The sequence below is a fragment of the Streptomyces poriticola genome, from assembly GCF_036689765.1.
Classification (GTDB): domain Bacteria; phylum Actinomycetota; class Actinomycetes; order Streptomycetales; family Streptomycetaceae; genus Streptomyces; species Streptomyces poriticola.
The window spans coordinates 1-19774 of sequence record NZ_JBAGKH010000043.1 but is presented as its reverse complement, the minus strand read 5'-3'; the positions used below and the strand labels follow the sequence as shown (position 1 = coordinate 19774).

The window sequence follows — 19774 nt, the reverse complement described above, 5'->3', positions numbered from 1 at the left end:
GCGGTGAGATGGCGTCACGCCCTTGACCCGGAATGCCTGACCGGGAACATACGGCAAATGTCCAGAAAGATCCGTTTTCCGGCCGCGCGGTGAGCACGAGACCGCTCGACCGGCCGACCGCGCGCGGCGCTACGGCGCTGCGCGGCGGGCGCCGCCGCCGGCCCACGCCGTACCAGGTCGCCGGGTTCCTGTTCTGGCTGCTGGTGACGCTGGCGTACTGGCGGGTGCCGCTGTGCTGTGACGCCGGGCAGCATGCGGCGGTCGTGGAACGCCTCAGGGCCGACCTGCTCCACCCCCGCCATCCGACGGCCGACCTGCCGGGCGCGGGCTCCCCGTACTACTCGCCGTACGCGGTGGCGCAGGGTGTGTTCGCGCGACTGACCGGGCTGGGCGGCTGGGAGCTGGTACGGCTCGCCGGGCCGCTGAACCTGCTGGTGCTGCTGACCGGCCTCGGCCGCCTGGTGCGGGTGCTGACGCCGCGCCCGTGGGCACCGGTGCTGGCACTGGTGGCGACCGCGCTGCTGTGGGGCACCGAGCCGATCCGGTGGAGCGGGTATCTCGGGCTGATGCCGATGACCGGGAGCCTCGGCTACCCGTCGGCGTTCGCGGCCGGGCTCACCTTCTGGGCCTGGGCGCTGACCGGAGGGCGGGCCCGGGACACCCGCCGGGTGCGCTACGTCGGCCCGAGCGGACTGCGCGGCTTCGCGGGCTACGCCGGGCTCGGGGTGCTGTACGGGCTGATCCTGCTGGTGCACCCGATCACCTCGGTGGCGGCGGTGCTCGGCGGACTGGCCTTCGTGGCCGGGTGGCAGCGCGGGTGGCGCCCGGCGGTCGCCGGACGGTGGGCGCTGACCACCGCGACGGCGGTGGCGACGGCGGCGCTCTGGCCGTACTACGACGTCTTCACACTGCCCGGCGACGGCAGTGTCGACGCGGTGCACCGTCAGCTGTACACCGGTCTCGCCGGGCAGTTCTGGCTGGCGCTGCTCGGGCTGCCGGCGCTGTGGCTGCGCGGACGCCGCTCGGCCCGGGACCCGCTGGTGCTGCTGTTCGGCCTCGGCTGCCTGGTGGCGGCGTACGGCTGGTTCAGCGGCCACCACACCTACGGCCGGGTCCTCGGGCTCGCCCTGGTGCCGCTGCAGCTCGCGCCGGCGGTGGAGCTGGCGGCGCCCCGGCCCTGGCACCGCGGGCGGCGGCTACTGGGCGGGGCGGCCGCCGCCGGCGCCTGCCTCGGCTTCCTCACGGTGCACGCCGGGGCGGTGGTGCCGCGCGCATGGGACCCGGTCGGTTTCGAACGGCCGCCCCACTGGCCGGCGTACGCCTGGGCGGCGCAGCACATCGGCCGCGGTGAGGTGGTGCTGACCAACGGGTTCGCCGCCACCCGCACCATCGCCGGGTACGGCCCGAACCTCGCCGCGCCGGCCTGGCCGGACCCGGCACTCCGGGAGCGGGAGCGGCAGCGGCGGCTGGCCGACGTCGAGGCCTATCTGGACCCCGCCTCCACCCGCACCGAGCGGGCGGCCGTGGTGCGCCGGTACGGCGTGCGCTGGCTGCTGCTGACCCGGTGGCAGCGGGTGCCGCGGGAGGCGGTGGTGGTGGCGTGGAGCGAGCGGACGGGCGAGGTGCTGGCGCGGGTGGGGCGCACCGGAGGACTCGCCCGGTGACGTCGATGGCCGGTCGGCCTGTCAGGCCTGTTCGACCTGTCGGGCCGGTTGGGCCGGTTGGGCCGGTTGGGCCCGGTCGGCCTGTTCGGTGACGCGGGCGTCGCGCCCGGTCACTCGATGACGAGGTCGACCGGGATGTTGCCGCGGGTGGCGTTGGAGTAGGGGCAGACCTGGTGGGCCTGCTCGACCAGCTTGCGGCCGGTCGCCTCGTCCACAGCGGCGGGCAGCTCCACGCGCAGGGTGACGGCGAGCCCGAAGCCCTCGCCCTGCTTGCCGATGCCGACCTCGGCGGTCACCGCGGCGTCGCTGACGTCGGCCTTGGCCTGCCGCCCGACGAGCCCGAGGGCGCTGGCGAAACAGGCGGCGTAGCCGGCGGCGAAGAGCTGCTCGGGGTTGGTGCCCTGACCGTTGCCGCCCATCTCCGCCGGGATGCCGAGCTGGAGGTCGAGCCGTCCGTCGGAGGAGACGGCGCGGCCCTCGCGGCCGTGGGTGGCGGTGGCGACGGCGGTGTAGAGCGCGTTCATGGATGCCCTCCGTGGTGGGGATCGTGCCGCCGGCGATGGGCCGGTGCGGCGGGACGACCATAAGTAGAGCACACTATTAAGTTGTGCACAACTAATTGGCTCGCAAATCAATTGAGTCACCGGCTACGCTGGAGGCATGACCACGCCCGCGACCGACTGGCTCCGCCTCGACCGGCAGATCTGCTTCTCCCTGAACGCCGCCTCGCGCGCCTTCGGCGGCGTCTACCGCGTGCTGCTGAGGGACCTGGGACTCACCTACCCGCAGTACCTGGTGATGCTGGTGCTGTGGGAGCACGGCGAACTGCCCGTCAAGCAGCTCGGCGAGCATCTGCGGCTGGACTCCGGCACGCTGTCGCCGCTGCTCAAGCGGCTGGAGGCGGCGGGTCTGGTGCGGCGCGAGCGCAGTGCGAGCGACGAGCGGTCGGTGCGGGTGCGGGCGACGGAGGAGGGCGCGGCGCTGCGCGAGCGCGCGCTGGAGGTGCCGCGCCGGATCGCCGCGGCGACCGGGTTCGGCCTGGAGGAGATCGAGGACCTGCGGTCCCGCCTCGACCGGCTCACCAGCGCGCTGGACGAGGCGGCGCTGACCGAGTAGCGGCACGCGGGCCCCCGCTTGCGACGTCCGGGTGCGGCACCCGAGCGCGGCACCGGAGTGCCGCACCCTGGCGCGGCACCCGATCACAGCACCCGATTACGGCGGATGCACGCATATCGGCGTTCATATGACGTTCGCCCGGCCTACGATCCGTCGTGATGAGAACCACCCACCGAGAAGGCCCCCGCCCACGCCCCCGCGCCCGTGCGCCGGTGGGCGTCGTCGTCATCGGGCACCAGGACGCGGACCATGTGACGGAGGCCGTGCGCTCGGCGCTGGCACAGGGCACGGCCGTCCGCCAGGTCGTCGCCGTGGACGACGGCTCGACCGACGGGAGCGCGGAGCTGCTCGCCCGCCTGGCCGAGACGGAACCGCGGCTGTCGGTGATCCGCCGCACCGCCAACAGCGGCGGCTGCGGCACCCCCCGCAACACCGGCCTGGACGCGGTGACCACGCCGTACGTGATGTTCCTGGACAGTGACGACGTGCTGCCGCCGGGCGCGGTGGACGCGCTGCTGTCGGCGGCGACCGAGGGGCGTGCGGAGGTCGCCAGCGGGTTGTGCGTGCGCCGCGAGCTGCCCTCGGGGCGCGAAGTGCCGTGGCAGCCGGAGCTCTACACGGCGCGCACCGTCGTCGACCACCCCACGCGGCGTCCCCGACTCGTGCACGACACCCTCTGCGTCAACAAGCTCTACCGCACCGACTTCCTGCGCGAGCACCGCATCCGGTTCCCGGACGGCCGCTTCCCCTACGAGGACGTCGTCTTCACCGCACGTGTGCTGGCCGCCGGGCCGCGCATCGCCCTGGTCCCGGACCCGGTCTACAGGTGGCATGTGCGCCGTTCCGCCGGGCGGCTGTCGATCTCGCTGGACCGCGCCGGGCCGGACAACTGGCGGGCGCGCACACACGCTTGCGGGACGGCGTACGACATCCTGCTCGGCGCCGGGCAGAAGGAGCTGGCGCGGGCCGCCCGCGCCAAGTTCCTCGACCACGAGCTGCGCATGTACGTGCGTGAACCGGGGCTGCGGAACCCGGAGCACCAGCACGCGTGGTGGGCGCACACGCGGACGTTCCTCGCGGAGTACGACGCGGGCGACTGGGCGCGTGCGCCGGCCGCGCCCGGCCGGCTGATCGCCCGGGTGGTCCTGGCCTCGCCGGAGCCGCGCGACCTGCCAAGGCTGCGTGCGCTGGCCGCCCGCCCGGCCCGGCTGCTCCCGCCGTACGCCCGCGACCTCGACGGCACGCCGGTCTGGTCGGACGACCTGCCCTGGGTGACCCTGGAACCGCTGCTGACCCTGCCGGTGGGCTCCCTCCCGCTGACCGTCGACGCGGAACTGCGCCCACGCGCGCGTGGCACCCTGCTGCGGCTCCGGCTGCACGAGCTGTACGGCCGGGTGGCGGCTGCGGGACCGCGGGAGGTCGAGGTGGAGTGGCGGCGCCGGGAGGACGGGCACCCGGACGAGGTCCGCACGGCGCCCCTGGTCCCGGGGGCCGACCGGACCGCCTGGTCGGCCGTGGCCCAGGTGGACCTGCCGGGCCTGGCCGCGCTCGGGACCGGCACCTGGGACCTGTGTCTGCGGGTCCGGTTCCGGGACGGCGCGAGCCGCGAGGTCACGGCGCACGCGCGCGGGGACCACGGGCGGCTGCGCCGCCACGCCCTCCCGAGCGTCCGGCACGGCGTGTTCCTCGTCCAGCCGTACGCCACCCACTCCGGCGCGCTGGCACTGCGGACGGCGACCGGAGCGCGGGGAATCACGACCGTGGTGCGCGGCCGGATCCGGCGCCTGCTTCACTGAGGAGCGGACGACGGACCACGTCCACCGGGATCCACCGGGGTCCCGCTGGGGTTCACTGACGAGGGGACGGCCGCACATGACCTGGCTGATCACCGGCGGCGCCGGTTACATCGGAGCGCATGTCGTACGGGCGATGACCGAGGCGGGCGAGAAGACGGTGGTCTACGACGACCTGTCCACCGGGATCGCCGAACGCGTGCCGGACGGCGTCTCCCTGGTGGTGGGCTCGACCCTGGACGGCGAACGCGTCCGGCGCGCCCTCACCGACCACGCCGTCACCGGCGTCGTCCACCTGGCAGCCAAGAAGCAGGTCGGCGAGTCGGTGGAGCTTCCGCTGCACTACTACCGGGAGAACATCGAGGGCCTTCGGGTGCTGCTGGAGGCGGTCACGGAGGCCGGGGTGCCGTCCTTCGTGTTCTCCTCCTCGGCCGCGGTGTACGGCATGACCGACGTGGACCTGGTCACCGAGGAGACGCCCTGCGTCCCCATCTCGCCGTACGGCGAGACCAAGCTGGCGGGCGAGTGGCTGGTACGGGCCACGGGTCGTGCGAGGGGGCTGTCCACGGCGTCCCTGCGCTACTTCAACGTGGCGGGCGCGGCGGCCCCCGAACTGGCGGACACCGGGGTCTTCAACCTGATCCCCATGGTCTTCGAGAAGCTCACGGAGAACGCCGCGCCGCGCATCTTCGGCGACGACTACCCGACGCCGGACGGCACCTGCATCCGGGACTACATCCACGTGGTGGACCTGGCCGAGGCCCATGTCGCGGCGGCCCGCGCGCTCCAAGCGTCCCCGGGCCGGGACCTCACCCTCAACATCGGCCGTGGCGAGGGCGTCTCCGTCCGCGAGATGATCGACCGAATCAACGCCGTCACCGGCTACGACCTTCCTCCGCAGGTCACCCCGCGCCGCCCCGGCGACCCGGCCCGCGTCGTCGCCTCCGCCGACCGCGCCGCCACCGAACTGGCCTGGAAGACCAAGCACGACGTGCACGACATGATCACCTCGGCCTGGTCCGGCTGGACCCGCCACCACCCGGAGGCAGCCCGGGGCCGACGTCCCTGACACGCACCGAGGGCCGCCGCTACAACGCCTTGAGGGCCGCCGTCGTGGCGGTCGTCAGGGTGTCCAGGTAGCCCCTGGGGAGTCCGGCTCCGCGGATCACCACCGAGCGCCAGTAGAGCGGGCCCGAGATCAGGTCGAGGGCCAGTTCGTCGTCGAAGCCCGGGCGCAGTTCGCCGCGCTGCTCCGCCGCGGCGAGGATCTTGCTGGCGACGCCCTCCTGCCCCTCCCGCAGGGCCTTCTGGAGAGCCTCGGCGATGTCGGGGTTGCGGGCCGCCTCGGCCTGGAGGTCGGGGATGATCTGCGAGGCCACCGGGTGGCGCAGGGCGCGCGACGTCACCTCGAACAGCAGCCGGAGATCGCTCTGCAGGGAGCCGGTGTCCGGCGTGGGCAGGCCCTGGACCGCCAGCGCCGAGACGATGTCGAGGACCAGGTGCAGCTTGGAGCGCCAGCGCCGGTAGACGGCCGTCTTGCCCACGCCCGCGCGGCGGGCGATCCCCTCGATGGACATCCGCGCGTAGCCGACGGCCGCGAGCTCCTCGAAGACGGCGGCCCTGATGGCCTCCGTGACGTCCTCGCGGAGCACGGCCGCCCCGGCGGGGGCCCGGCGGCGCGGGCGGGGCTGGGGCTGGTCGGCGTTGGTGGTCATGCGGCCCAAGCATAGAGGCGAGGACGTTACGACGAAACGGTTGCGTTCCGACGCGAAGCGGGCCTACGCTCACGTTGCGACGATACGGTTCCGTCCCGACGTATTCGTCGCGACGCTCTCGTCACGACGCTCCCATCCCGACGTTCCGGTTCCGATCCAGCCGCCCACCGGCCCTCCCGGCCACACCCCCGCCCTCCGCCTCCAGCCACCCCTCAGCGAAAGCAGCGGATGTGAGTCAGGTACTCGACACACCGCCCCCGGCCCCGGCCGCCACCGAGCCGGCCGCCGCCGCCTCCTCCGAGGACCTCGCCGCGCTCGCCGCGCGCCACGGCCTCTCGGTCAGCGGAGCCCGTCCGTCCCTGCCCCGGTACCTCCGGCAGCTGTGGGCGCGCCGCCACTTCATCGGCGCCTTCGCCACCGCCAAGCTCACCGCCCAGTACAGCCAGGCGAAGCTGGGCCAGGTCTGGCAGGTGATGACACCGCTGCTGAACGCTGCGGTCTACTACTTCGTCTTCGGCCTGCTGATGCAGACCAGCAGGCACGTCGAGGACTACGTCCCGTTCCTGGTCACCGGCGTGTTCGTGTGGACGTTCACACAGAGCTCGCTGATGGCGGGGACCCGGGCCGTCTCCGGCAACCTCGGCCTGGTCCGCGCACTGCACTTCCCGCGGGCCGCGCTGCCGGTCTCCTTCTGCCTGCAGCAGTTGCAGCAGCTGCTGTTCTCCTTGGCCGCGCTCGCCGTCATCCTGCTCGCGTTCGGTGTGCCGCCGGCCCCGTCCTGGGCGCTGGCGGTGCCGGCACTGGTGCTGCAGTTCGTCTTCAACGCCGGTGCCTCGATGGTCCTGGCCCGCCTGGGCGCCAGGATCCCCGACCTCTCCCAGCTGATGCCGTTCCTGCTGCGTACCTGGATGTACGCGTCGGGCGTGATGTACAGCATCCACCACATGGCGGGCGAACAGAGCGACCTGCCGCCCTGGGTGGCGCCGCTGCTCCAGGCGAACCCCGCCGCCGTCTACATCGACCTGATGCGCTTCGCCCTGATCGACAGCTTCCATGCCGACCAGCTGCCGGACCACGTCTGGCTGCTCGCGACAGGCTGGGCACTGCTCGCCGGCGTCGGCGGCTTCATCTACTTCTGGAAGGCTGAGGAGACGTACGGCCGTGGCTGACGCGACACACGAGAACTCCGCGAGCGAGAAGATCCCCACCGTCATCGCCGACGGCGTCGACATCGTCTACCGGGTCAACGGCACCGGCGCCGGACGCGGCTCCGCGACCGCCGCCCTCAACCGCATCGTGCGCCGCAGAACCGCCGAGAAGGCTGCGGGCGTGCGCCGGGTGCACGCGGTGAGGAACGTGTCCTTCGTCGCGTACCGCGGCGAGGCGATCGGGCTGATCGGCACCAACGGCTCGGGCAAGTCGACCCTGCTCAAGGCGGTCGCCGGCCTGCTGCCGGTGGAGCACGGCCGGATCTACACCGACGGCCAGCCCTCTCTGCTCGGCGTCAACGCCGCCCTGATGAGCGATCTGACCGGCGAGCGCAACGTCCGTCTCGGCGGCCTGGCCATGGGCATGTCCCGGGAGCAGATCAGAGACCGCTACCAGGCGATCGTCGAGTTCTCCGGCATCAACGACAAGGGCGACTTCATCACGCTGCCGATGCGCACGTACTCCTCCGGCATGGCCGCCCGGCTGCGGTTCTCCATCGCCGCCGCCAAGGACCACGACGTCCTGCTCGTCGACGAGGCGCTGGCCACCGGCGACCGCTCCTTCCAGAAGCGCTCCGAGGCCCGCATCCGCGAGCTGCGCCGGCACGCGGGCACGGTGTTCCTGGTGAGCCACAGCAACAAGTCGATCCGCGACACCTGCGACCGGGTGCTCTGGCTGGAGCGCGGCGAGCTGCGCATGGACGGGCGGACGGAGGAGGTCCTCAAGGAGTACGAGGCGTTCACCGGCGGACCGGACCGGGCGGCGGCCGAGCCCGCGCGGAAGGGATAGGCGATTCCCTGGTACTCCCCCGCGGGGCACGGCCGCCTCTCCCCTGAGGCTCCGCCGTCTTCCCTCAGGAGGCGCAGCCGGGGTTCACCCTTTCGCACGATTGGTGCCACTATGACCGGACAGGTTGGCCGAAGAGCCGCACCGCACCAGGGCGGCGACGAGGTGAGGAGCCCGCCGCGATGTCCGAGACCGCAGCGCCGTCCGAGCCCCGCCCCGCCACTCCCGAACTCAGCGTCGTCGTCCACGGCCCCGACCTCCAGGACCGCCTCACCGGCCTCCTGGACTCCCTGGCCGCCCACCCCCTCCCCGGCACGGAGGTGATCGTCGCCGCGGTCGGCGACTGGGCCCGGGAGGCCGCCGAGCGGCACACCCCCGCCTTCCGGGTGGTGCCGCTGCCGGACGGCGCCGGCGACGCGGCGGCCCGTACGGCGGGGGCGGCGCACGCCTCCGGCCGCTGGCTGCACTTCGTCCGCGCCAAGGACGGGCTGCCCCCGGGCACCCCGGGCACGCTCGCCGAGCACACCGCCGGCCTCCCCGACGCGGTGGACGTCCTGCTCCTCGACCACGTCCGCAGTACCTGGCGGGCCTCGGCCCTGCCCTCCCCGGACGGCCCACTCCTCGCGCGCGCGGGCGGCGCCGCACTCGCCCTCGACGAGGAGCCCCGGCTGCTCGGTGTGACGCCGCTGCTCGGCAACCGCGTCGTCCGCACGGAATTCTGGCGGGCGCACGAGCGACGGCTGACCACGGACGACGAGCCCTTCGCCGCGTACGCCGCCCTGCTGCTCGCCGACCGAGCCGCCTGTCTGCCGCACCCCGCGTACGAGGACCGCCGGCTGCGCACCGCAAGCCTTCCGCCGGCCGCAGCCGAACAGCACTACGCCCTCGTCGACCGCTACGAGCTGCTGCTGGACCTGGCCCGGGACCGCCCGGCCGTCCGCGCGGTGCTCTACGACGTCATGGTCGGCGAGCTGCTGCGCACGTTCGTCCACGCCGGGATGCCGGACCCCGTCGCCCGGGAGTTCTTCCGCCGCGCCTCGCTCGCCGCGCTGCGCCGCCGGCCCGAGGACCACCCGCACCCCGGCGGCCTGGAGGGGGTGCGCCGCTCGCTGCTGGAGGACGGCGCCTACACCAAGTACCGCGCCCTCCAGGCCGCCAACCGCACACGCCGCACGGTCCACGCCGTCCTGAGCACCGGCCGGAGCCGCGCCGGCGTCCGGCTCCGCGACCACCGCTACCGCAGGGCGCTCGCCGGCCCGGTCGACCCGCAGCTGGCCGTCTTCTCCGCGTACTGGGACCGCGGCGTGGCCTGCAACCCGGCCGCGATCGCCGCCAAGCTCGGCGATCTGGCCCCGCACATCCGCCCGGTGTGGGTGGTGACCGCCGCCAACGCGGCGCTGCTGCCGCCCGGCACCGACCACGTCGTCCCCGGCACCCGCCGCTACCGGGAGGTGCTGGCCCGCGCCAAGTACCTGGTCAACAACGTCAACTTCCCCAACCCGGTGGTCAAGCGCCCCGACGCGGTCCATCTCCAGACCCATCACGGCACCCCGCTCAAGCGCATGGGCCTGGACCAGATGCCGTACCCGGCCGCCGCCCGTGGCCTGGACTTCGCGGCGCTGCTGGAACGCGTCGACAAGTGGGACTACAGCATCTCCGCCAACAGCCACTCCACCCGCATGTGGCAGCGCGCCTACCCGTCCCGCTACCGCTCGCTCGACTACGGCTATCCGCGCAACGACGTGTACTGCACGGCGGGTGCCGCCGAGGTCCGCGCCGTACGGGCGCGGCTCGGCATCGCCCCGGGCCGCCGGGCCGTCCTCTACGCGCCCACGCACCGCGACTACGAGGCCGCCTGGACCCCGCGCCTGGACCTCGCCGCACTCGCCGGCCGACTCGGCGAGGAAACGATCCTGCTGGTGCGTGGCCACTACTTCTACGACGGCGCCGACTCCCCGCTGACCGGCCTGCGCCGCACCGGCCGCCTGGTCGACGTCTCCTGCTACGACCCCGTGGAGGAACTCTGCCTGGCCGCCGACGCCCTGGTCACCGACTACTCGTCGATCATGTTCGACTACGCCAACCTCGACCGGCCGATCGTGATCCACGCCGACGACTGGGAGACCTACCGCACCACCCGCGGCGTCTACTTCGACCTGATGGCCGAGGCACCCGGCCCGGTCGCCCGCACCCAGGAGGAGCTCGCGGAGATCCTCACCACGGACGCCTGGCACGACGAGCGCGCCGCCGAGGCACGGGCCGGCTTCCGTCGCCGGTTCTGCGAGTACGACGACGGCCGCGCCGCCGAACGCGTCGTCCGCCGGGTCTTCCTGGGGGAGGACGACGCCTCCCTGCCGCCGGTGCTGCCGCTGGAGGAACGCACCCCGGCCCCGACCCCCGAGGAGGCCGTATGACCACCACCTCCAGCGCCCCGGACGTCACCGTCACGGTCATCGTCCACAACGACGCCGAGCGGCTCCCGCGCGCCGTGGCCTCCGTCCGCCGCCAGACGCACACGAACATCGAGATCGTCATCAGCGACGACCACTCCACGGACGCCACGCCTCAGGTCGCCCGGCGGCTGGCCGCCGAGGACCCCCGGATCGTGTACCTCCGGCTGGCCGAGAACAGCGGCGGCTGCAGCACACCCCGCAACCGCGCTCTGGAGATCGCCGCGGCGCCGTACCTGATGTTCCTGGACAGCGACGACGAACTCCCCGAGCGCGCAGTGGGGTCGCTGCTCGCCGCACACCGGGAACGCGACCTCGACTTCGCGATGGGCGCGGTGGAACGCGTCCGCGCCGACAACGGCCACCGCTCGATCTGGATGCCCCACCTGGTCGCCGAACGCCGCACGCTGGACGGCATCGAGGCGGACCCGCGGCTGTTCTTCGAGCACCTGGCGACCAGCAAGATGTACGCCCGCGCCTTCCTCGACCGGCACGGCCTGCGCTTCCCCGAGGGCATCCACTACGAGGACCAGCTCTTCTCGGCGCAGGCGTACTGCCTGGCGAAGAGGTTCACCATCGTCCCGGAGCCGGTCTACCGCTGGTACGTGGCCCCGTACGCCACCGCCCACGCCGCCTCCATCTCCAACCAGCGGGACCGGCTCAGCAACGTCCGCGACCGCGTCCATGTGCAGCGGCTCATCGACGCGTTCCTGGCCGACGGCGGGCACGAGGCGCTGCGCGAGGACAAGGACTTCAAGTTCCTCAAGCACGACTTCCGGATGTACGCCGGGGATCTGCCCCACCGCGACGAGGAGTGGCTGGCGGCCTTCGCCGACCTCGTCACCCCCTATCTCGACACGCTGGCCCCGGCGGCCTTCGCCCGGCTGCCCCGCGCCGAGCGGATCGTCCTCCAGCTGGTCCGCGACCGGCGCCTGTCCGACGTCCGGATCGCCGCCCGCGGCCTCGGACACGAGGTGGCGCCGCGTCAGTTGACGGCCGACCCGGGGAGCGGCCGGACGTACTGGGGCGACCGGGTCCCCTCCTCCGACCGGGCCCGCCGCGAACTGGACGTGACCGACCTGGAACTGGACACCCGCCCCTTCTTCACCACCCAGTTCCGTCACGAGATCACCGACGTCGCACCCGGCCCCGGCGCCTCGGTGGACCTCACCGTCCGCACCTACGACCCCGCACTGCGCCTCCCGGTCGGCCCTCAGCGCGCCGAACTGCTGCTCACCCCCGGCCGGCGCCGCATGGCCGCGCCCTTCCGGCTCGCGCCGGTGAGCCCCGGCGTGTTCGAGGGCCGCGTCCGGCTGGACCTGACGGCGGCCCGGCTGCCGCTCCACGGCTTCGACGGCATCCGCCACCCGGTCCTCCGCCTGCGCCGGCAGGGCCGGTCCCACACCGGCCTGCTGCTGGCCCCGTTGTCCTTCCCGGCGCTCACCGCCCACGTGCCCTACCGCGCAGGTACCACCCCGCACCGCATCACCGTGGCACCGGAGGGCCACGCCCCCGGCCGCCTGCAGATCCGCTGGCAGCCGGCAGGCCTGACGAAGCACCTCCTCCATCCGGCAGCCCGACGTCTGGCCCGCACTCCCGTACGCCGGGCGGCAACCCTGCTCCGCTGACCGGCACCCACCGGCGCGGGCAGCCCTCCGAGCGACCGCGGCCGGCGACCGCCCGCAGCACCGGGAAAGCCGGGGCGCCCCGGACCCGACGGGTTCCGGGGCGCCCCGCACTACCGCGAGGTCACGTGTGCGACCGCAGCAACGTCCGCATGGTCCGCATCGCCACCGACAGGTTGGCGAGATCGAACGCCTCGGACCCCTGGATCTCCTCCAGCGTCGTCCGCGCCCGTCCGAGAATCGCCGCGTTCTTCTGCTCCCACACCTTGTACCGCTGCTCCGGCGTCGCCGCCCCGTTGCCCGCCGCCAGCACATCCGCGGTGAGCGCCGCGTGCGCGGCGTACAGGTCCTCGCGGATCGCCGCGCGGGCCATGGACTGCCAGCGGTCGGTCCGCGGCAGGTCGCTGATGCGGTCCATCAGGTGGGTGATGGTCAGCCGGTGGGCGAGGTCGTAGTAGACCTCGGCCACCTCCAGCGGCTCCTTGCCGGTCCGGTCGGCCACCGAGACGATGTCCAGCGTCGGGAAGGCGGAGGAGAACCCGGCCACCCGCGTGGCGAGTTCGTCCGTCACCCCGGCGGCGCGCAGCTCGTCGTAGATCCTCTGGTACCACTCCGCGTCCGCGCCGCGCAGCAGCTTGGGCAGCTGCGACCAGACCTGCTCCACCCGCTCGGCGAAGAAGTCGACGGTCTCGGCGAGCTCCAGCGGCTGCGGACGGTTGTTGAGCAGCCAGCGCGTACCGCGCTCGACGAGGCGCCGCGAGTGCAGCCGGATGCGGGTCTGGACGGCGGCGTCGACCTTGTTGTCCAGGGCCTCCACCCCGTCCCACACCGGGGCGGAGCGGAAGATGGCACGGGCTGCGGTCTGCGCCCGCACGATCTCCTCCAGCGAGGCGCCGGTCTCCTCGCGCATCCGGTGCAGATAGGTCGTGCCGCCCGTGTTGACCGTGTCGTTGACCAGCACCGTGGTGGTGATCTCGCGGCGCAGCGGGTGCCCGTCGACCCGATCGAGGAACTGCTCGCGCAGCGCGGTCGGGAAGTAGGCGTACAGCAGGTTCTTCAGGTACGGGTCGTCGGGCAGCGAGGTGTGCAGCAGCTCCTCGGCGACCGTGATCTTCGTGTACGCCAGCAGCACCGCCGTCTCCGGGCCGGTCAGTCCGTGTCCGGCGGAGAGCCGCTCCCGGATCTGGCGGTCGGTGGGCAGGAACTCCAGGGACCGGTTCAGATGGCCCTCGCGCACCAGGTGCTTCATGAAGCGCTGCTGGGCGTGGAGCATGTCCTTGGACTGGGCGAGGGCGTTGGCGATCGCTGTGTTCTGTGCGTAGTTGTTGCGCAGGACCAGGCGGCCGACCTCGTCGGTCATCTCGGCAAGCAGCTTGTTGCGCTGCTTGACCGTCATGTCGCCGTCCGCGACCAGACCGTTGAGCAGGATCTTGATGTTCACCTCGTGGTCGGAGGTGTCCACGCCCGCGCTGTTGTCGATGGCGTCGGTGTTGATCCTGCCGCCCTGCCGCGCGAACTCGATCCGGCCCAGCTGGGTCAGGCCCAGGTTGCCGCCCTCACCGACGACCTTGACCCGCAGGTCGGCCCCGTCGACCCGGATGGCGTCGTTGGCCTTGTCGCCGACATCGCCGTTGGACTCGGTGGAGGCCTTGACGTAGGTGCCGATGCCGCCGTTCCACAGCAGGTCCACCGGTGCCTGGAGGATCGCCCGCATCAGGTCGGCGGGGGTCATCTTGGTGACCTTCTCCTCGATACCGAGGGCCTCGCGGACATGGGCGTTGACCGGGATCGCCTTGGCCGAGCGGGGGAAGATCCCGCCGCCGGCCGACAGCAGTTCGGTGTTGTAGTCCTCCCAGGAGGAGCGGGGCAGCTCGAACAGGCGGCGGCGCTCGGCGTAGGAGACCGCGGCGTCCGGGTCGGGGTCGAGGAAGATGTGCCGGTGGTCGAAGGCGGCGACCAGCCGGATGTGCTCGCTGAGCAGCATGCCGTTGCCGAACACGTCACCGGACATGTCGCCGATGCCGACGACCGTGAAGTCCTGGGTCTGGGTGTCCGTGCCCAGCTCCTGGAAGTGCCGCTTGACGGATTCCCAGGCACCGCGGGCGGTGATGCCCATGCCCTTGTGGTCGTAGCCGGCCGAGCCGCCTGAGGCGAAGGCGTCGCCGAGCCAGAAGTTGTAGCTCTCGGCGACCTCGTTGGCGATGTCGGAGAAGGTCGCGGTGCCCTTGTCGGCGGCGACGACCAGATAGGTGTCGTCCTCGTCGTGCCGGACCACGTCGGCCGGGGGCACGACCTGCCCGGCCACCATGTTGTCGGTGATGTCCAGCAGCGCCGAGATGAACGTCCGGTAGCTGGCGATGCCCTCGGCCATCCACGCGTCGCGGTCGACGGTCGGGTCGGGCAGCTGCTTGGCGACGAAGCCGCCCTTGGCCCCGACCGGCACGATGACGGTGTTCTTCACCATCTGCGCCTTGACCAGGCCGAGGATCTCGGTGCGGAAGTCCTCGCGCCGGTCGGACCACCGCAGACCGCCGCGCGCGACCTTGCCGAAGCGCAGGTGCACGCCCTCCACCCGCGGCGAGTACACCCAGATCTCGTACGCCGGCCGCGGCGCGGGCAGGTCCGGGATGGCCTGCGGGTCGAACTTCATGGAGACGTACTCGTGCGGCCTGCCGCCCACGGCCTCCTGGAAGAAGTTGGTGCGCAGCGTCGCCTTGATGACGGTGAGGAAGGAGCGCAGGATCCGGTCCTCGTCGAGCGACGCCACCTGGTCCAGGGCCGCGTCGACCTCTTCGAAGAGCGCGTCGACGATCTCGTGCCCGGCGCGCTGCCGGTCCGGCGACATCCGTGCCTCGAACAGGGAGATCAGCAGCCGGGTGGTGTGGACGTTGTTGCGGAGGGTGTCCTCCATGTAGTCCTGGCTGAACGTGGAACCGGCCTGCCGCAGGTACTTGGCGTACGCCCGCAGCACCATCGCCTGCCGCCAGCTCAGGCCGGCGCTGAGCACGAGGGAGTTGAAGCCGTCGTTCTCCGCCTGGCCGGTCCAGACGGCGGCGAAGGCGTCCTGGAACCGCTCGCGGGCGTCGTCCCCGAAGTAGTCGCCGTTGCCGATGACCGACTTGGGCAGGCGCAGACCGAAGTCGTAGATCCAGGCGGTGGTGCGGTCCGCGCACCGGAGCTCGTACGGCCGCTCGTCGGTGACCTCGACGCCGAGCCGGCTGAGCACCGGCAGCACGGCGGACAGGGAGACCGAACCGCCCTTCTGGTAGATCTTGAAGCGCCGCTCCTCGGGTGCGGCGCCGACCGGCTCGTACAGGCTCAGCTCGAAGGTCTTGTCCTCGTCGAGCCGCTCCAGGTGACCGAGATCGGCGACCGCCGAGCGCGGCGGGTGGTCGGCCTTGTAGCCCTCGGGGAAGGCGCTGCCGTAGCGGCGCAGCAGCTCGGCGGAGTGCTCCTCGCCGAACTCGGCGTGCAGTGCCTCGGCGAACCCGTCGGACCAGGAGCGGGCGGCCTCGACCAGCCGGGCCTCGATGCGCTCCTTGTCGAGGTCGGACAGGTGCGGCAGCTCGGTGCCCGGCGGGACGCGGACCACGAAGTGCAGCCGGGAGAGGATCGACTCGGTGTTCCAGGCGGTGAAGTCGACGCTGATGCCGCCGAGCTCCTCCTTGAGGATGTCGATGATCCGCAGCCGGACGCCGGTGGTGTAGCGGTCCCGGGGGAGGTAGACGAGGGCGGAGTAGTAGCGCCCGTACTCGTCCTGGCGCAGGTAGAGCCGCAGCCGGCGGCGCTCCTGGAGGTACAGCACCGAGGTGACGATGGACTGCAGCTCGTCGACCGGCGTCTGGAACAGCTCGTCGCGCGGGTAGGTCTCCAGGATCTGCAGCAGGTCCCGGCCGTCGTGGCTGTTGGGCGAGAAGCCGGCGCGGTGCAGCACCTCCGAGACCTTGCGCCGGATGACGGGGACCCGGCGGACGGACTCGGTGTAGGCGGCCGAGGAGAACAGGCCCAGGAAGCGCCGCTCCCCGACGACGTTGCCGTTCTTGTCGAACCTCTTGACGCCGATGTAGTCCAGGTACGAGGGGCGGTGCACGGTCGCCCGGCTGTTGGCCTTGGTCAGCACCAGCAGCCGGTGCTCGCGGGCCTTGGCGCGGGCGTCGGCGGGCAGCCGCTCGAAGGACGGGCTGACGGGGTGGCTGTCCTCGCCGGCGTGGTGCGGGTCGGAGCGGAGGATCCCGAGGCCGGTGCCGGCGACGGGGGCGAGGGAGTCGTCGCCGCGCAGCTGGTACTCGCGGTAGCCGAGGAAGGTGAAGTGGTCGTCGGCGAGCCAGCGCAGCAGCTCGCGGGCCTCGTCCACCTCCTGCGCGTTCAGGTCGCCGGGGGCGGGCTCCTCGGGCAGACCCTCGGCCAGGCGGACGGCGGCGTCCCGCATCTTGCCCCAGTCCTCGACCGCCTCGCGGACGTCGGACAGGACACGCAGCAGATCGGCGGTGATCTGCTTGAGGTCGGCACGGTCGGTCTCCCGGTCGATCTCCACATGGATCCAGGACTCGACGTGCGCGTCGTGCGGGAGGCGCTCGGTGGGCGAGGTGGTGAGCACCTCGATCAGCTTGCCGGTGACATCGCGCCGCACCACGAACTGCGGGTGGATCACCACGTGGATGCCGCGCCCCTGCCGGGTGAGCTCGTTGGTGACGGAGTCGACGAGGAACGGCATGTCGTCCGTGACCACCTCCACGACGGAGTGGCTGCAGGTCCAGCCGTTCTCCTCCACCGTCGGGGTGTGCACCCGCACGTTGGCCGTGCCCTGGGGTCGGTTCTCGGCCAGTCGGTAGTGCGAGACGGCGGCTCCGAAGACGTCGACCGGGTCGCGGTCGGCGAGGTCCTCCGGGGCGGTGTGCCGGTAGTAGCGCTGGAGGAACGCGAGCACGGATGCGCGGTCCGGGGTGTCCGGGGCCGCCTCGCCCGTCGTCCCGGTCGAGAGGTGCCCCCCGACCGGGCTGTTCTCAGCTACCCGGGCAGCCCTCCCGAGCAGCTCGGCCTTGGCTTCGTCCAGCTTGGTCTGCATTGTCCTCTGGCTCCTGTCGCGCGCCGTTGCGTGACGTAGAAGGAAGTACGGTCTCCGGTCCTGCGGCGTGGTGCCCAGACGCGGGGTGTCCGGTCTGCTTCGACGCTATGCCGCAAGATGAGATGAGCGGGGGTATATGAGCCAGATTTGAGGCTCTCGCCGGGTGTGACGCCGCTCTCGTCGGCGGCGCCGGCCGGGGAGTGCTCGGTGGCCCGGGGACCTTCGGCGCCCCGTCCCGCCCTCGAGGACCAGCGACTGCCGCCCGGTCACGGATGTCCTCCGTGCTCACCGGGCGCAGAGCGGGGGCACCGGTGCCCCCGCGAGCTATCGCGCTGATCACGCCATAAGGCTATCGCTCAATGCGGGGGGCCCGTCATGAGCCGTATGTGTACAAAACCGGGGCGGGAAGTTTGACGTTCTGCACAGGGGCAACGGAGCGGGAGTCGGCGTATCCGCCGCTCATGCCCCGCTGACTCCTCGCGCCCCACTGCCCGCCGGTGTCCCGCTGTCCTCATCTCTCATCCCCCGTTTCCCCGCTCACGCCGCAGCCATCACGCGCCCCCGCACGCACCGCTCACGCCGCCAGCCGCTCGGCCTCCTCGACCGCCTCCGCAAGCGTGTCCACCACGGGCACTCCCGCCTCCTCGAGACTGGCCCGGCTGTGCGAGCCGCCGGTGTAGAGCACGGCCTGCGCCCCTGCGTGCCGGGCGGCCACCGCGTCGTCGGCAGCGTCCCCGATCACCACGGTCCGGGCGGGCTGCACTCTGTCCAGGGCCGCGAGGTGGCGGACCATGTGCTCGGCCTTGCTGCCGCCCGAGGGCCCGGTGCGCCCGTCGACGCGCAGGAAATGCGCCTCGATCCCGAAGCCCTGGACCAGGGGGACGAGCTCCTCGTGCCCGTACATGCTGAGGAGGGACTGGCTGCGGCCCGCCGACCGCCACCCCGCGAGCAGCTCCGCCGCCCCCTCGGCGAGGCCGCACCGCACCTGGTGCTCGGTGTAGTGCCGGTGGAAGGTGCGGTCCATGAGCTCCCACTCGGCGTCGCTGGGCAGCCGCCCCAGCAGCCGCTCGTAGAACCTGGGCACCGGCACGCAGTACAGCGCCCGGTACTGCTCCAGAGTGATCGGCTTCAGGCCCAGCTCGGCGAATGCGGCGTTCGTCGCCCCGATGATCGCGTCATTGTCGTGGAACAGCGTGCCGTTCCAGTCCCAGACGATGTGCGCCCCTGTGTGCATCCCCATGTCCATCAAAGCTACCGGCCGCCACTGACAATCACGGCGGGTGTCCGCTCAGTCGCCGGACCCCACCAGGTTCGGGATCTCCTGCGTGGCGTACCAGAGCAGCTCGTGGTCCTCGGCGCCGTCCACGGTGAGGCGGGCGTCGCCGTCCCCGCCCTCCGCTGCTGCGAGCGCCTCCGCGGCGGCGGCGACGTCCGGCTCCGCGTCGGTCGCGTCGACGTGCACCGAGGCCGCCTCGGCCAGCGGCACCGCCCCGGTGATCCGCACCTCGCCGACCCCGGCCGGGTCCGGTCCCCGGCCGGGGTCGGCGCCCGCGGCGCCGTCGGGGACGTCGGGGACGTCGGCTGCGACCACGACCCGGCGGCGGGGCGCTCCGGCGTCCGCCGCCAGCAGCCGCAGCGAGGCGAGCGCGGCCCGGCCCAGCGCGGCGTACTCCAGCTCCTCCATGTCGTCCGAGAGGCACCACTCGCGCAGCGCGGGCGTGACGGCGTAGGCGAGGACCGGGCCGGCCCCCAGTTCTCCCGTCCGGTACGCCTCGGCGAGCCCGGGGAGGGTCAGGGGGACGTAGACGCGCATGCTGGCCGCTTTCGTGATCGTGCTGGGGCTCGGAACGAGACCTCAGGATACGTGCGGGACACCTGCGGGTGTCCCCTTTCGAGTTCCCCCCGGTGACGCCGAAACCGTCCACCGGCGTCCGCGGATTCACCCGGCCCACCCGCCCGCACCGGCTTCCCCAGCGGTTCCGGTCGCCCGGATAGGTGAACCTCCCGAGGTCCCCGCCGGGCGCCGCCCCGCGGTTGCCGGTGAGCTCTCCGCCCCCGTACAAGATCCACAACCGCAAGTTACCGCCCGGTACCTCCCGGGCCTCGGAACGGGGACCCCATGCACAAGGTGATGACCAGGACACAGCAGCACCGTCCGACCGCCCTCCCGCAGCACCCGCCCACCCCCGCGAACACGCCTCGTGGTCCGGCGCCGGCCGAATCCGGCACCACTGCCCTCCCGCACGGCAGGACCGGGGCCTCGGGCCCCACCGCCGCCGGTACGCCCACCGAGCGGGCCACCGCCGGGCCCGCGTCCTTCGCGGGCGCCGTGACCTGGAGAATCTCCTCCA

Annotated in this window: 13 protein-coding genes and 1 pseudogene; 9 read left to right on the top strand and 5 right to left on the bottom strand. The window is 72.7% G+C overall.

The window, feature by feature from the left end:
* Nucleotides 1-89 precede the first annotated feature (89 nt).
* Nucleotides 90-1664, top strand: coding sequence for a hypothetical protein (locus V5O46_RS29665; protein WP_332887814.1), 1575 nt, complete (start codon nucleotides 90-92; stop codon nucleotides 1662-1664).
* 110 nt (nucleotides 1665-1774) lie between these two features.
* On the opposite strand, the gene V5O46_RS29660 is transcribed toward V5O46_RS29665, so the two are convergent.
* On the bottom strand, nucleotides 1775-2188 hold the full coding sequence (locus V5O46_RS29660) for an organic hydroperoxide resistance protein (RefSeq protein ID WP_332887813.1): 414 nt from the start codon (nucleotides 2186-2188) through the stop codon (nucleotides 1775-1777).
* 136 nt (nucleotides 2189-2324) lie between these two features.
* On the opposite strand from V5O46_RS29660, the gene V5O46_RS29655 reads away from it, so the two are divergent.
* The 3 genes from V5O46_RS29655 (at nucleotide 2325) to galE (ending at nucleotide 5642) form a co-directional block, all read left to right on the top strand.
* Nucleotides 2325-2780 carry a MarR family winged helix-turn-helix transcriptional regulator gene (locus V5O46_RS29655; protein WP_332887812.1) on the top strand — a complete coding sequence of 152 codons (456 nt, stop codon included), beginning with the start codon at nucleotides 2325-2327 and terminating at the stop codon, nucleotides 2778-2780.
* Between the two features lie 158 nt (nucleotides 2781-2938).
* Nucleotides 2939-4576, top strand: coding sequence for a glycosyltransferase family 2 protein (locus V5O46_RS29650; protein ID WP_332887811.1), 1638 nt, complete (start codon nucleotides 2939-2941; stop codon nucleotides 4574-4576).
* 76 nt (nucleotides 4577-4652) lie between these two features.
* Complete coding sequence (gene galE / locus V5O46_RS29645; RefSeq protein WP_332887810.1) at nucleotides 4653-5642, top strand: UDP-glucose 4-epimerase GalE; 990 nt, start codon at nucleotides 4653-4655, stop codon at nucleotides 5640-5642.
* Between the two features lie 19 nt (nucleotides 5643-5661).
* Here galE and V5O46_RS29640 read toward each other — a convergent pair whose 3' ends face one another.
* A complete protein-coding gene (locus tag V5O46_RS29640) occupies nucleotides 5662-6288 on the bottom strand; it encodes a TetR/AcrR family transcriptional regulator (protein WP_332887809.1) in 627 nt (208 codons plus the stop codon).
* A gap of 230 nt (nucleotides 6289-6518) precedes the next feature.
* Between V5O46_RS29640 and V5O46_RS29635 the strand changes: the two genes are divergently transcribed.
* From V5O46_RS29635 to V5O46_RS29620, 4 genes are all read left to right on the top strand, one after another.
* The gene (locus V5O46_RS29635) at nucleotides 6519-7457 is read left to right on the top strand and encodes an ABC transporter permease (RefSeq protein ID WP_332887808.1); all 939 of its coding nucleotides are present in this window, start codon (nucleotides 6519-6521) and stop codon (nucleotides 7455-7457) included.
* On the top strand, nucleotides 7450-8286 hold the full coding sequence (locus V5O46_RS29630) for an ABC transporter ATP-binding protein (RefSeq protein WP_332887807.1): 837 nt from the start codon (nucleotides 7450-7452) through the stop codon (nucleotides 8284-8286). The genes V5O46_RS29635 and V5O46_RS29630 overlap by 8 nt, the downstream gene beginning before the upstream one ends.
* A 179-nt stretch (nucleotides 8287-8465) precedes the next feature.
* Nucleotides 8466-10697, top strand: a complete 2232-nt coding sequence (locus tag V5O46_RS29625; protein ID WP_332887806.1) for a CDP-glycerol glycerophosphotransferase family protein — start codon at nucleotides 8466-8468, stop codon at nucleotides 10695-10697.
* The gene (locus V5O46_RS29620; RefSeq protein WP_332887805.1) at nucleotides 10694-12361 is read left to right on the top strand and encodes a glycosyltransferase family 2 protein; all 1668 of its coding nucleotides are present in this window, start codon (nucleotides 10694-10696) and stop codon (nucleotides 12359-12361) included. Before V5O46_RS29625 ends, V5O46_RS29620 begins: the two co-directional genes overlap by 4 nt.
* 121 nt (nucleotides 12362-12482) lie before the next feature.
* Here V5O46_RS29620 and V5O46_RS29615 read toward each other — a convergent pair whose 3' ends face one another.
* The 3 genes from V5O46_RS29615 to V5O46_RS29605 form a co-directional block, all read right to left on the bottom strand.
* Nucleotides 12483-17423, bottom strand: coding sequence for an NAD-glutamate dehydrogenase (locus V5O46_RS29615; RefSeq protein ID WP_332887804.1), 4941 nt, complete (start codon nucleotides 17421-17423; stop codon nucleotides 12483-12485).
* A gap of 574 nt (nucleotides 17424-17997) precedes the next feature.
* A complete protein-coding gene (locus V5O46_RS29610; RefSeq protein ID WP_332887803.1) occupies nucleotides 17998-18663 on the bottom strand; it encodes an HAD family hydrolase in 666 nt (221 codons plus the stop codon).
* 48 nt (nucleotides 18664-18711) lie between these two features.
* Entirely contained in the window at nucleotides 18712-19236 is a 525-nt protein-coding gene (locus V5O46_RS29605; protein WP_332887802.1) for a DUF6912 family protein, read from the bottom strand.
* A 318-nt stretch (nucleotides 19237-19554) separates the two neighbouring features.
* Here V5O46_RS29605 and V5O46_RS29600 point away from each other — a divergent pair.
* Nucleotides 19555-19774: pseudogene (locus tag V5O46_RS29600) on the top strand (hypothetical protein); the annotation flags it as partial.